Consider the following 12,969-nt stretch of genomic DNA (forward strand, 5'->3'; position numbering starts at 1 on the left):
GTACCGCCGGGCGGGCCGGGGCCGCGCCCCCGCCGCCGCGGCCCGCGGCGGGCGCGGCGGGCTTGGCGGGCGGGCGGCCGCCGCGGCGGGTCTCGATGAGGGCGACCGCCTTCTCGGGCAGCCACGCCGACGCCGTACCGCTGTCGTCGGAGCCGGAGCCGAAGAGGTGGGGGGCGAGCTGGGCCTGGAGGTCGGCGGGGCTGGGGCGGCCCGCGGCCTCCATCTGCATGCAGGACTCGATGAGCGGGCGCAGCTCGTCGGGCAGGCCCGCCAGGTCCGGGCCCTCGCGCAGCAGCATGAAGACCGTCTCGACCGGGTTGGCGCCGTGGAACGGGGGGTGACCGGTGGCGGCGAAGACCAGGGTGGAGCCGAGGGAGAACACATCGCTCGCGCCGGTGACGCTGCGCGAGTCCTTGGCCTGCTCCGGGGACATGTAGGCGGGGGTGCCGACGGCGACGTTCGTCATCGTCAGACGGGTGTTCGACACGCCGGAGGCGATACCGAAGTCGATCACCCGGGGGCCGTCCTCGACGACGAGCACGTTGGACGGCTTCAGGTCGCGGTGGACGAGTCCGGCGCCGTGGATGGACTGGAGGGCCTCCGCGACGCCCGCGGCCAGCCAGCGCACCGCCGGGGCCGGGAGCGGCCCGCACTCGTTCACTATCTCCTCGAGCGAGGGCGCGGGCACGTACGCGGTGGCCAGCCACGGCACGGCGGCCCGCGGGTCGGCGTCGACGACCGCGGCCGTGTAGAAGCCGGAGACCGCCCGGGCCGCCTCCACCTCGCGCGTGAAGCGCACGCGGAAGAGCTGGTCCTCGGCGAGCTCGGTGCGGACCGTCTTGATCGCCACGCGCCGGCCCGAGGCCGAGCGGGCCAGATAGACCAGCCCCATGCCGCCGGCCCCCAGCCGTCCCAGCACCTCGAACGGCCCGATCCGCCGCGGATCGTGCTGCGTCAGCTGATCCACCACTTGCCTGCCACCTCCCCGTACGAGCCGCGTCACCCACTTGTGCACGCGACCGAAGTGCAGCGTCTCACCACCGCACCGCCATGGCGGCACGCACCCCGATTCTTCCTGGCCGGGCCACCGGTTGCGAACCCGCGGACAATCAGGGTGTCTCACTTCATATACCGGCAAAGAGCGCGGTTGTCCCGGCGAACGCGGCGCGTGTACCGGCCAACGACCTGGCCGGCACCACCGCCGACGGCACGGTCGACGGCACGGCTCAGCGCTGGAGCAGCGCGAACGACGCCCCCTGATTGTCGGTGACGACGGCCACCGTTCCGTACGAGGCGGTGAACGGGCCCGCCTGCACGCGTCCGCCGAGCCGGCTCACCGCGCCGAGCGCCGCCTCGCAGTCCGTCACGCCGAAGTGGACGAGGAAGTGGGGCGGCATGACCTCGGGGAAGACGTCGGCGACCGGCGCCCGGCCGAAGTCGGGGTCGGCTCCGGGGCCGAACAGGGCGTCGTGGAAGAGGTGGCCGTAGAAGGTGTTCACGGCGTCGGTGTCGCGGGCGTAGAGCTGCGCCCAGGCGAAGGCGCCGGGCCGGTGGCGGACACCGAAGCCCCGGTGGCCGCCCGGCTGCCAGAGGCCGAAGACGGCGCCCTCGGGGTCGGCGGCGAGGGCGGCGGTGCCCAGGCCGCCGACCGGGAACGGCGCCGTGACGAGCTGCCCGCCCGCCGCCCGGATGCGGCGGGCCGTCGCCTCCGCGTCCGGGGTGGCGAAATACACCGTCCAGACGGTGGGCATCCGGCCGTCCGTCTTGGGGGCGAGCGCGGCGACCGGCTCGCCGTCCAGCCGGGCCCACACGGAGGCACCGTACGCAGATTCGAACGTCCATCCGAAAAGCGCACCGTAGAACCGGCGCCCCGCGTCCACGTCGGGAAGCTGCGCGTCCACCCAGCAGGGGACGCCCTCCGTGACTCCCTGTGCGCTCACCGATGCCCTGTTTTCGGCCATGCAGCCAAACTAACGGCGGTTCCCGCAGCCCGCAGACCAGGCACGGCCTCGCCCGAGCCCCCGCGCACCCCATTTGCAGTCGGCCGAATCGCGCTCAGATCACCCCTCGGTAAGCTGACGACATGACAGGACAAGTGCGTACCGTCGACGGCCGCGTGGCCGGCCGGCGCGGGCAGGCGACGCGGCAGAAGTTGCTCGACTGCCTCAGCGACATGCTCAGCTCATCGCCTTACCGGGACGTCAAGGTCATCGACGTCGCCCGGAAGGCGGGCACTTCGCCCGCGACCTTCTACCAGTACTTTCCGGACGTCGAGGGCGCCGTCCTGGAGATCGCCGAGCAAATGGCCGCGGAGGGCGCCGGGTTGACCGAACTGGTCGGCGGACGGTCCTGGGTCGGCAAGGCCGGCTGGCAGACCGCACAGGAACTCGTCGACGGTTTCCTGGAGTTCTGGAAGAAGAACGACGCCATCCTGCGCGTCGTCGAGCTCGGCGCCGCCGAGGGCGACAAACGCTTCTACAAACTGCGCATGAAGATCCTGAACTCGGTGAACAGCTCCCTCGCGGACGCCGTCGCCGAGTTGCAGTCCAAGGGCAGGGTCGACAAGGACGTGAACCCGGCCGCGATCGCCGGGGCCCTGGTCGCCATGCTCGCGGCGGTGGCCTCGCACCAGAAGGGTTTCCTGGCGGGGGGCGTCAAGCAGGCCGAGATCAAGCCCAACCTGGCGCTGCTGGTGCACCTGGGCGTCACCGGCAGGAAGCCGACGAAGTAGCCGCGGCGGCAGCGCTTCCGCCTCCCCCTTTTCCTTTTTCCAGGCCAGCCCCAAGTCCGTCCTGTCTGGCAGGCGGTGGTTCACCCGGTCACTCCGGGCGGTCCACCGCCTGTCGCGCTTTCCGGCGGCCGTCGCGCTTTCCGGCGGCCGTCGCGCTTTCCGGCGGCCGGAGCGGCGTACCGGGCCCTCGGCCGAACGGCCGTGACCGCACCCGGCGCCCATGACCGCCCCGGCGCTCCGCGACCGCCCCGGGGCGATACTCGGGCCATGGGAACGGATCTTCACGAACTGCTGAGGTCGCTGCGGGTGTGGGACCCGGAGGTGACCGAGCTGCGGGCGTTCGACCCGGCGGCGGCCCCCGCCGAACCGCTGCCGCTGTTCGCGCGGTGGCTGGCCGAGGCCGCCGAGGCCGGCGAACGCGAGCCGCACACGATGACCCTCGCGACCGCCGGCGAGGACGGCCTGCCGGACGCCCGGATCGTGATGCTGCACGGCGCCGACGCGCACGGCTGGTCCTTCGCGACCCACGCGACGAGCGACAAGGGCCGCCAGCTCGCCGCCCGCCCCTACGCCGCCCTCGCCTTCTACTGGCCCACGCTGGGCCGCCAGGTCCGCGTCCGCGGGCCGGTCGGCGTCGCCCCGGCGGAGGCGGCGCGGGCCGACCTGCGGATGCGGTCGACGGGGGCCCTGGCGGCCGCGCTCACCGGGCGGCAGAGCGAGGTCCTGGGCTCGGTGGAGGAACTGGCGAGGGCCTCGGAGGCGGCCTGGGAACGGGCCCGGCGGGACCCGGCGACCCCGTCCCCGACCTGGACGCTGTACCGGCTGCGACCGGAGACGGTGGAGTTCTTCCAGGGTGACGAGAGGCGACGGCACGTACGGCTGAGGTACCGGCGGGACGCCGGGGACTGGGTCGCGGAGCTGCTGTGGCCGTAGGGGCCCCGCGGCCCGCCCGCGGCAACGTTCCGGGTCCCGGCGGCGACCGAGAGGCAGCCGTGCTCTCCCGGACCGCGTTAGGACTCAGCCGTGGCATCCCCCTCGCACCGCCGTTCCCGTCGTTCGCGCCGTACGTGGCGTCCCGCCCCCGCCCCCGCCCTCGTCGTCGCGGTCGTCGCGGTCGTCGCGGCGGTGACGCTCGTCGTGTCCCTGGTGGTGGCCTTCCGCCCCGGCCACGGGGCCGACGGCACCCGGGAGGCGGCGGCCGGGGCCGTCGCGGGCGCCGGCGGCACCGCCTCGCCCACGGCTTCGACGCCGGCCCCGACACCGTCCACGGCGTCCCCCGCGTCCCCGAGCCCGGCGGCCGGCCGGAGCACCTCGCCCGCCACCCGGACGGCGGCCCCGGCCACCGCGTCGGCACGGTCCACGGCCGCGGGCGCCACCCGCACGCCGTCCGCCGCGGCACCGCTGGCGGGACGGATACGGCCGGGGGTCGCCCGCGAGGGCGTCGCGACCTCGTACGACGCCGGGGACGGCGACGGCGCCTGCTCGTACGGTCCCGCCGACGACCTCATGGTCGCGGCGATGAACACCGCCGACTACGAGACGTCCAAGGCCTGCGGGGCCCACGTCCTGGTCCGCACGGCGGACGGCGCGTCCGTCACCGTCCGGATCGTCAACGAGTGCCCGGCCCCCTGCGAGCCCGGCCAGCTCGACCTCAGCACCCAGGCCTTCGCCGAACTCGCCCCGCTCTCGGCGGGCCGGGTCGCGATCACCTGGAGCCTGCTGAGCCCCGCCGGCTCCGACCCGGTCTCGATCCGCTACAAGACCGGCTCCAGCCGCTACTGGTGCGGCATCCAGGCCCTCGGCCACCGCAACCCGCTGGCCCGGCTGGAGGTCCGTACGGGCAGTGGCTGGACCGCGCTGACCCGCACCGAGTACAACTACTTCCTCTCCGAGCAGGGCGCGGGCTGCGGCGGCGCGCTCCGCGTCACCGACATCTACGGCGAACGCCTGACAATCGACGGCATCGCGCTGCGGCCGGAGACCGTGCAGCCGACCGGGGTGCAGTTCGCCCGGCACTGACCGCCAGGCACTGACCGTCAGGCGCTGACCGCCCAGCGCTGATCGCCCGGCACTGACCCCGGTGGGGCGTACGCGGGTCCTCCGGCCGTTCACAGCCCCCCGAGGTCCGGCTCCGGGTCCGTCGCGAGGCGGCCGTGGCGGTGGACGTCGCGCCAGGCGTCCCTGCGGCCCGCCTCCCACATCGCCCCGCGCGAGGTTCCCTCGTACGGGAAACCGCACCGCTCGGCGATCCGGCAGGACGCCTCGTGGCCGAGGGCGTGGCCCAGTTCCAGGCGGTGCAGGCCGAGTTCGGTGAACGCCCAGCGTGCCGCGAGCAGCAGCGCCCGGGTGGCGACCTGGCGGCCGCGGGCCTCGGGCAGGACCCAGTAGCCGACGGTGGCGACGCTCTGGACGGGGTCGACGGCGGCGAGGCCGATCTGCCCGAGGACCGTGCCGGCACCGGCGTCCGTGACGCAGAGGCCGATGCCCGTCCCGGCCTCCGCGTCGGCGGCCTTCGCGCGCAGCGACTCCCGTGCCCCGTCGGCGTCCGTGACCGTCCGCAGCGGCGTGTTCCAGCGCAGGAAGTCGGGGTCGGCCAGCCCTCGCAGCCAGGCGCTCACATCGGTGTCGGACCCGGGGTCCCACGCGCGCAGGCGCAGGCCGTGACCTCGGAGGACCGGGGTGGCGGGAAGAGCGGGCGACTCGTGGATGTCGGTCATCCGGTCATTGAACACCCGTCCGACCGGGCGGGCGCAGTCCGGTCTCCCGCCACCAGCGACCCGGCTCGACCGACCGCCTGACCGCCCGTCATCACCACTTGTCGACGCGGCCGTCGAACCCCGGACCCACCCCCGCCCCGCCGACACCCCCGGTTCACGGATCTCCGGTTCCGCGGAGCCCGCGCCCCCGTCCGGCCGGCCTGTGGGATCACCATGAAGCTGTGTATCGCCCATGAGATTCGCGCATTGTTGGCAATTTTGTCGGCACTCCTACTACGTTCACACTCGCAAGCCAAAGGCAGCGAGGAGTCGAACCGTGAAGCACAGGGCAGTCAAGCGCAGGTCCGTCGTCATCGGCATCGGGGCCACCGCCGGCGTCGCGGCAGTGGGCGGCATCGCCCTGAGCGCGCAGGCATCCGACGACTCCTCGTCCTCCTCCTCGGACTCCCTGGTCTTCGACCCGGAGGCCTACACGAAGCTGACGACGACGATCACGGACGCGGACGGCGCCGACCACGAGGTGACGTACCACTTCTGGAAGGCGATCACCTACGTCGCCAAGCCGGTCGACGAGGCCTACCAGAGCCTGAACGTCAGCGTGCCCGTCGAGATCGACGGCACGGCCGTGGACGCGAGCGACGCGCCGATCCTCTTCGCGAACTCGGTGGGCGGCTACATGCCGTCCTCGGTCGCGGAGGCGACGGGCGTGGGCGGCGGCGGGATGACCGGCGCGCCCACCGGCGGCACCGGCGGCGCCTCCGCGAGCGCGGCCCCCAGCGCCTCCGCGTCGACCGGCACCGGCGAGGTCGCCTCCGGCGGCAACGCCATGCTGAACGGCGGCAAGATGGTCAGCCTCCCCAAGCTGGCGCTGGCGGCCGGCTACGTCGTCGTCGAGCCCGGCGCCCGCGGCCGCACCCTCAAGAACTCCGCCGGCGAGTACTACGGCGTCGCCCCGGCCGCGATCGTCGACCTCAAGGCCGCCGTGCGGTACGTGCGCGCCAACAAGGGCCGCATCCCCGGCGACACCGACCGGATCGTCTCCTCCGGCACCAGCGCGGGCGGCGCCCTGTCCGCCCTGCTCGGCGCCTCCGGCGACAGCCCGATCTACGCCAAGTACCTGAAGGAGCTCGGCGCGGCCGACGCCTCCGACGCGATCTTCGCGACCGGCACCTGGTGCCCGATCGCCGACCTGGAGCACGCCGACGGCGCCTACGAGTGGAACTGGGGCACCAACCTCCTGTCCACCGGCAAGGTCGCCGACCAGACGGTGTCGAAGGAACTCCAGGCGCAGTTCGCCGAGTACCAGGCCGGCCTGAAGCTCAAGGGCCTCGACGGCTTCGGCACGCTGACCGCCCGCAACTACGACGAGTACCTGGTCGAGCAGTACCTGGAGCCGTCGGCCACCACCTACCTCGCCGCCCTGTCGGACTCCGAGCGCGAGACCTACCTCGCCGCCAACACCTTCATCACCTGGAAGAACGGCAAGGCCTCCTTCACCTGGGCGGACTTCCTCACCCACGTCGGCGCCCGCAAGAAGACCATCCCGGCCTTCGACGGCTTCGACCTGTCGACGGGCGAGAACAACGAGTTCGGCAAGGGCACGACCATCGCCCGCCACTTCACGGCGTACGGCCTGAAGAACGACACGACCGGGCTCACCGCCAAGCGGCTCGACAGCGACATCCCCGAGCTGCTGCGCCTGATGAACCCGATGTACCACCTGGTCGACGAGCCCAACGAGAACCGCACCAAGCACTGGTGGATCCGCCTCGGCACCAAGGACTCCGACACCTCGCTGACGGTCTCCGCCAACATCGCCGCCGCCGCGCACACCCTCGGCGACGACGTCAGCCACCTCTACTACTGGGACGAGGGCCACGGCTCCAACACCGACCCGGGCGACTTCATCGCCTGGATCGCGAAGGTCGCGGGCTACAAGACCAAGAAGAAGAAGTAGCCACCGGCCTCCCCCCTCCGGGAGTTCTCCCCGCGTCCTCCCGGAGGCCCCTGGACACGGCGTCCGTTTCCCGTCATAAGAACCGACGCCGTCCGCCGCGCCGCCGGACCCCAGCGCACCTGGGCCCGGCGGCGCGGCTTCTCTTCCGGCGGGCGAGGGCGGGTTCTCTCCCGGAGGGCGAGGGCGGCTTCTCTCCCGGAGGGCGACGGCGGGGCGGCATACGCCACCGGCCGCGGGGCCATCTCCGCAAGCGTGATCAATCCGCAACCGATTCCGGTCTTGACCGAGACCCATCAATCCTGTGCTTGATTACGCTCCCGCTCATGGCCGACTCCACACCGTCCCCGAGCCCCTCCGCGCCCACCGCCCCCAACCCCGCCGACCGCCCGGTCTACGTCGTCGGCGGCGGCCCGGCCGGACTCGCCGCCGCGTACGCGCTGCGCACCCGGGGGATACGGGCCGTGGTGGTGGAGAGGTCCGACCGGGTCGGGGCGTCCTGGCGGCGCCACTACGACCGGCTGCGCCTGCACACCACCCGGCGCCTGTCGGCCCTGCCCGGGCTCGCGATGCCGCGCCGGTTCGGGCGGTGGCCGGCCCGCGACGACGTGGTCCGGTACCTGGAGAAGTACGCCGAGCACCACGAACTGGAGCTGGTCACCGGCGTCGAGGTGTCCCGCGTCGAGCGCACCGCCGACGGCACCGGCTGGCTGCTGCGCGCCTCCGGCGGCCGGGAGCTGACGGGCTCGGCGGTCGTCGTCGCCACCGGCTACAACCACACCCCGCGGCTGCCGGACTGGCCGGGCCGCGAGACGTACACCGGAGACCTCGCGCACGCCTCCGCCTACCGTGACGGCACCCCGTACGCGGGCCGGGACGTCCTGGTCGTCGGCGTCGGCAACACCGGTGCCGAGATCGCCGTCGACCTGGTGGAGAGCGGCGCCGGGCGGGTGCGGCTGGCCGTGCGGACCGTCCCGCACATCGTGCGCCGCTCGACCGCCGGCTGGGCCGCCCAGTACAGCGGCATCCTCGTCCGCCGGCTCCCGGTCGCGCTCGTCGACCGGCTCTCCCGTGTTCTGGCCGGGGTGAGCGTGCCCGACCTGTCGGCGCACGGGCTGCCGCGCCCCGACACCGGGCTGTACACCCGGGCGAGACAGGGGGCCGTACCGGTGCAGGACGTCGGCCTGCTCGACGCCGTGCGCCGGGGCAGGATCGAGGTGGTGGCCGCCGTGGAGGGCTTCGAGGACGGCAAGGTGGTCCTCGCCGACGGCACCCGGATCTCCCCGGACGCCGTCGTCGCCGCCACCGGCTACGTCCGCGCCCTGGACGGCCTGGTCGGCCACCTCGGCGTCCTCGACGGCCGCGGCCTCCCCGTCGCGCACGGCCCCCGCGCCCCGAAGAACGCGCCCGGCCTGTACTTCACCGGCTTCACCACGCCGATCAGCGGCACCCTGCGCGAGGTCGCGCTCGACGCGGAGCGGATCGCCACGGCCGTACGCGCTCACCTGCGGCGCCCCTGACGACGGCGCGTCCGACACCCCCGGCCTCCTGGCGGCGCCGCGGGGCCGATCCCGTGGACCGGCCCCACCGGCCTACCGGCCTACCGGCCCTACCGGCCCTACCGGCCCTACCGGCCCGTCGGCGCGGTCCCGCCGTCAGCCCGCCACCGCGAGCCGGACCGTCCCGGTGTCCGGGCGGCGCCGGATCACCAGGGCCATCAGCGCCGCGGCCGCGCACAGCGCTCCCGACGCGTACCAGACCACGTCGTAGGAGCCGAAGACGTCGCGGGCGACACCGCCGAGGAAGGCGACCAGGGCGGCGCCGACCTGGTGGGAGGCGAGGACCCAGCCGAAGACGATGGCGCTGTCGTCGCCGTACCGCTCGCGGCAGAGCGCGAGGGTGGGCGGGACGGTGGCGACCCAGTCGAGGCCGTAGATGACGATGAAGAAGATCATCGGAGGGTGGACCGTGGGGGCCAGCAGCATGGGCAGGAACAGCAGCGAGACGCCCCGCAGCGCGTAGTACACCGCGAGCAGACGGCGCGGTTCGCAGCGGTCGGTGAACCAGCCGGAGGCGATCGTGCCGACCACGTCGAACACGCCGATGACCGCGAGGAGCGAGGCCGCCGCCGTGACGGGCATGCCGTGGTCGTGGGCGGCGGGCACGAAGTGGGTCTGGACGAGGCCGTTGGTCGAGGCACCGCAGATCGCGAAGGTGCCGGCCAGCAGCCAGAACGGGCCGGTGCGCGCGGCCGAGAGCAGGACGGTGACCGCGCGGCGCGCGGCACCCGTGACCGGGGGCGGCTTCGGCACGAACTCCCGCGCGCCGTAGGGCTTCAGGCCCACGTCCGCCGGGTGGTCGCGCAGCAGCAGCCACACGAACGGGACGACGGCGAGGGCGGCGAGGGCGACCGTGACGGCCGCCGGACGCCAGTCGTACCGCGTGACCATCCAGGACAGCAGCGGCAGGAAGATCAGCTGCCCGGAGGCGGAGGCCGCGGTGAGGATGCCGCTGACCAGGCCCCGGCGCTCGGTGAACCAGCGGTTGGTGACCGTCGCGGCGAACGCCAGCGCCATCGAGCCCGACCCGAGACCGACCAGCAGGCCCCAGTACAGCAGGAGTTGCCAGGCCGCCGTCATCCACACGGTCAGGCCCGAGCCGACCGCGATCACGGTCAGGGCGACGGCGACCACGCGCCGGATGCCGAAGCGGTCCATCAGCGCGGCGGCGAAGGGGGCGGTGAGTCCGTACAGCGCGAGGTTGACCGAGACGGCGGCGCCGATCGTGCCGCGCGACCAGCCGTACTCCTGGTGCAGGGGGTCGATGAGCAGTCCGGGCAGGGAGCGGAAGGCGGCCGCGCCGATGATCGTCACGAAGGTGACGGCGGCGACGAACCAGGCACGGTGGACGCGCGTCGGCCGCCTCTCCCGACGGACGGCGGTCGCTGTGGCTTCGGTTGTCTGGGTCACGCCATCGAGCTTCCGGTGCCCGCCTCGCGCGAACGAGTGGCCCGAAAGACAGCGTTCGTTAGGATCGGGCCATGACCTGTGAGCAGGACACACCGCAGTTCCGTCCGCACCGCGTCGCCGTCCTCGCCCTGGACGGCCTGCTCCCCTTCGAGCTGGGCATCCCGCACCGGATCTTCGGCCGTCCCCGCGACGGCCTGGGGCGGCATCTGTACGAGGTCGTGACCTGCTCGGTCCGCCCGCCCGGACCGGTCGAGACGGACGCCGACTTCGCGATCCAGGTGGAGCACGGACCGGAGGCCCTCGCCACCGCCGACACCGTGATCGTCCCCGCCTCCTACGAGCTGGGCCCGGTCTTCCAGCAGGGCGTGCTCACCGAGGAGCTGGCCGCCGCCCTCGCCCACCTGCGCCCCGGCACCCGCCTCGCCTCCATCTGCACCGGCGTCTACGTCCTGGCCGCCGCCGGTTTCCTCGACGGCCGCCCCGCGACCACGCACTGGGCCGACGCCGAACGCCTCCAGCGGCTGTTCCCGGAGATCGAGGTCGACCCGGACGTGCTGTTCATCGACGACGGCGACGTGCTGACCTCGGCGGGCGTCGCCGCCGGCATCGACCTGTGCCTGCACATGGTGCGCCGCGACCACGGCACCGCCGTCGCCAACGAGGTCGCCCGCCGTACGGTCGTCCCGCCGCACCGCGACGGCGGCCAGGCGCAGTACATCGAGCGGCCCGTGCCCGATCCGCAGCTGTCCGGCACGACCACCGCCCGCGCCTGGGCCCTCGGCCGCCTCCACGAACCGATCCAGCTGCGGGACATGGCCGCCCAGGAGTCCATGTCGGTGAGGACCTTCACCCGCCGCTTCCGCGAGGAGGTCGGCGTCAGCCCCGGCCAGTGGCTGACCCGGCAGCGCGTCGAACGGGCCCGGCACCTGCTGGAGTCCACGGACCTGTCCGTCGAGCAGGTCGCCCAGGACGCCGGCTTCGGCACCGCCCAGTCGATGCGGCAGCACCTCCAGGCGGCGCTCGGGGTGACGCCGACGGCCTACCGCCGCACCTTCCGGGCCACCGCCCGGACGTGATCCGGCGGCCGGCGGCTCCGGTGGCTCCGGCGGCTCTGGCTACTCCAGTGGCTCTGGCGGCTCCGGTGGCTCTGACTACTCCGGTGGCTCCGGCGGCTCCGGTGGCTCCGGCGTCCCGAGAAGTTGTCCACAGCCTGTGGAGAAGCGGGTGAACGACGGACGGCGGCGCGCCTCCCCACTGCCGGCTGCACCCGGGCGGGAGATGTCCCCAGCCCGCCCCGGGCACGGCAGCGCGCGCCACCGTCCGACTCGGCGTACGCCTCCCCACTCGCGACTCGCCCGAGCGGGGGGACCCTCATCGGTTCCCCTCGGCCCTGAGGGATCCGACGCCGAACCGGCGACCCGCACTCGGCGAGGACTCCCGTCACCGGAACCCTCGTCGTCCCCTCACGGCGAATCACCGACCCAAGCGTGATCAAACGGACACGCCGCGTCAACACCCGATCGGAGATTCATCACTTACGCCCTCTTTGTGGTGGGCGCGCACGGAAGCACACCCGGCGCACCGCCACCCGCCGAATACCGGACGACGGCACTCCCCGCACCCGTGCACCCGCCGGCCGTGCGCCCCCAGCCGTCACACGGCCTCGCAGGCGAACCCCTCGTACGCCGGCCCCCGGTAGGCCACCGCCGGTTCGGGACGGGACGGCGTACCGCCGCGGTCCGCCACGCTCCCGCACTCGGCCTCGTCCGCGCGGGGCCGCGCACAGCGGTCGAGTTCGCACCAGATGCGCTTGCCCGGCCCCTCGACGCTCCAGCCCCAGCGGTCCGCGAGGCAGTCGACGAGGGCCAGCCCGCGGCCGCCCGTGGCGTCGCCGTCCACGCACCGGGGCACGGGCGCCCGGCTGCTGCTGTCGGCCACCTCCAGACGGACGGTGGACTCCCCCGCCTCCCCTCCGCCGCCGCGCGGCAGGGACAGGCGCAGCACGGCCGGACAGCCCGTGTGCACCACGGCGTTGGTGACCAGTTCGGAGACGAGCAGGATCAGCGTCTCGGCGAGCGGCTCGTCGGCCTTTATCCCGGACCCGGCGAGGCGCGAACGGGCCCAACTCCGGGCCCGCCCCACCTCAGCGGGGTCGGGCCGGATCTCCAGCTGCACTTGAAGCACCTGCACCGCTCACACCATCCGAACCGGCGGACACATGGCCGCGCGCCACGTGAGCCACGCAAGCCACGCGAGCACCATGACGACGATGGCCACGATCGTAGCCATTTTCTGCATGACCAGAACAATGGCCAGAGGCAGCGTGACGGAACGTGAATCCCTTACGAGACAGCCTGGTTGACGCACCGTCACCCCAACAAGCGCTTCGGGCATATTCCAGCGCGAAGGAGTACTCGTGCGGCATACTGTGCGACGCTCGCCCCGGGGAGTCGAACAGACGGGGCCCCGGCGCACATCCGCCCTGCAAGCAGGGGTGCGCACCCTCGTGTACGGCACCGCCCCCGGGGCACCACCGGCACGGCTCGCACTCGGAACCAGTCGCATCTCACAGAAGGTACCCGAGCGACTCCCCGACTC

Annotated in this window: 11 protein-coding genes; 6 read left to right on the forward strand and 5 right to left on the reverse strand. The window is 73.6% G+C overall.

The features are described from left to right. Both ACFV9M_RS05835 and ACFV9M_RS05840 read right to left on the reverse strand, forming a co-directional pair. A partial coding sequence (locus tag ACFV9M_RS05835) for a serine/threonine-protein kinase (protein ID WP_385102348.1) occupies nucleotides 1-970 on the reverse strand: 970 nt, incomplete at its 3' end. A gap of 256 nt (nucleotides 971-1,226) precedes the next feature. Then, nucleotides 1,227-1,961 carry a VOC family protein gene (locus tag ACFV9M_RS05840; protein ID WP_385070881.1) on the reverse strand — a complete coding sequence of 245 codons (735 nt, stop codon included), beginning with the start codon at nucleotides 1,959-1,961 and terminating at the stop codon, nucleotides 1,227-1,229. A 134-nt stretch (nucleotides 1,962-2,095) separates the two neighbouring features. Here ACFV9M_RS05840 and ACFV9M_RS05845 point away from each other — a divergent pair, with 134 nt between their 5' ends. The 3 genes from ACFV9M_RS05845 (at nucleotide 2,096) to ACFV9M_RS05855 (ending at nucleotide 4,750) form a co-directional block, all read left to right on the forward strand. Beyond that, nucleotides 2,096-2,731 (forward strand): TetR family transcriptional regulator, encoded by a 636-nt coding sequence (locus ACFV9M_RS05845; protein ID WP_385070897.1) that lies wholly within the window; start codon nucleotides 2,096-2,098, stop codon nucleotides 2,729-2,731. Between the two features lie 267 nt (nucleotides 2,732-2,998). Then, entirely contained in the window at nucleotides 2,999-3,664 is a 666-nt protein-coding gene (locus tag ACFV9M_RS05850; protein WP_385070878.1) for a pyridoxal 5'-phosphate synthase, read from the forward strand. Between the two features lie 90 nt (nucleotides 3,665-3,754). Next, complete coding sequence (locus ACFV9M_RS05855; RefSeq protein ID WP_385070875.1) at nucleotides 3,755-4,750, forward strand: expansin EXLX1 family cellulose-binding protein; 996 nt, start codon at nucleotides 3,755-3,757, stop codon at nucleotides 4,748-4,750. A gap of 89 nt (nucleotides 4,751-4,839) precedes the next feature. Here ACFV9M_RS05855 and ACFV9M_RS05860 read toward each other — a convergent pair whose 3' ends face one another. Continuing rightward, nucleotides 4,840-5,448 (reverse strand): GNAT family N-acetyltransferase, encoded by a 609-nt coding sequence (locus ACFV9M_RS05860; protein ID WP_385070872.1) that lies wholly within the window; start codon nucleotides 5,446-5,448, stop codon nucleotides 4,840-4,842. A gap of 316 nt (nucleotides 5,449-5,764) precedes the next feature. Here ACFV9M_RS05860 and ACFV9M_RS05865 point away from each other — a divergent pair, with 316 nt between their 5' ends. Next, complete coding sequence (locus ACFV9M_RS05865; protein WP_385070869.1) at nucleotides 5,765-7,405, forward strand: subtype B tannase; 1,641 nt, start codon at nucleotides 5,765-5,767, stop codon at nucleotides 7,403-7,405. 323 nt (nucleotides 7,406-7,728) lie between these two features. Next, entirely contained in the window at nucleotides 7,729-8,922 is a 1,194-nt protein-coding gene (locus tag ACFV9M_RS05870; protein WP_385070866.1) for a flavin-containing monooxygenase, read from the forward strand. 135 nt (nucleotides 8,923-9,057) lie between these two features. On the opposite strand, the gene ACFV9M_RS05875 is transcribed toward ACFV9M_RS05870, so the two are convergent. Then, complete coding sequence (locus ACFV9M_RS05875) at nucleotides 9,058-10,371, reverse strand: MFS transporter (protein WP_385070864.1); 1,314 nt, start codon at nucleotides 10,369-10,371, stop codon at nucleotides 9,058-9,060. A gap of 71 nt (nucleotides 10,372-10,442) precedes the next feature. On the opposite strand from ACFV9M_RS05875, the gene ACFV9M_RS05880 reads away from it, so the two are divergent. Beyond that, nucleotides 10,443-11,447 carry a GlxA family transcriptional regulator gene (locus ACFV9M_RS05880; RefSeq protein ID WP_385070861.1) on the forward strand — a complete coding sequence of 335 codons (1,005 nt, stop codon included), beginning with the start codon at nucleotides 10,443-10,445 and terminating at the stop codon, nucleotides 11,445-11,447. Nucleotides 11,448-12,024: 577 nt separating this feature from the next. Here the strand turns inward: ACFV9M_RS05880 and ACFV9M_RS05885 are convergent. After that, a complete protein-coding gene (locus ACFV9M_RS05885) occupies nucleotides 12,025-12,546 on the reverse strand; it encodes an ATP-binding protein (RefSeq protein WP_385070894.1) in 522 nt (173 codons plus the stop codon). Nucleotides 12,547-12,969: the final 423 nt, after the last annotated feature.

The sequence above is a fragment of the Streptomyces sp. NPDC059895 genome (genome assembly GCF_042731035.1).
In the GTDB taxonomy this organism is placed as follows: Bacteria; Actinomycetota; Actinomycetes; order Streptomycetales; family Streptomycetaceae; genus Streptomyces.

Coding starts and splice junctions, on each gene's coding strand:
- ACFV9M_RS05850 (WP_385070878.1), top strand. CDS start 2,999: ATGGGAACGGATCTTCACGAACTGCTGAGGTCGCTGCGGGTGTGGGAC.
- ACFV9M_RS05860 (WP_385070872.1), bottom strand. CDS start 5,448: ATGACCGACATCCACGAGTCGCCCGCTCTTCCCGCCACCCCGGTCCTC.
- ACFV9M_RS05840 (WP_385070881.1), bottom strand. CDS start 1,961: ATGGCCGAAAACAGGGCATCGGTGAGCGCACAGGGAGTCACGGAGGGC.
- ACFV9M_RS05880 (WP_385070861.1), top strand. CDS start 10,443: ATGACCTGTGAGCAGGACACACCGCAGTTCCGTCCGCACCGCGTCGCC.
- ACFV9M_RS05870 (WP_385070866.1), top strand. CDS start 7,729: ATGGCCGACTCCACACCGTCCCCGAGCCCCTCCGCGCCCACCGCCCCC.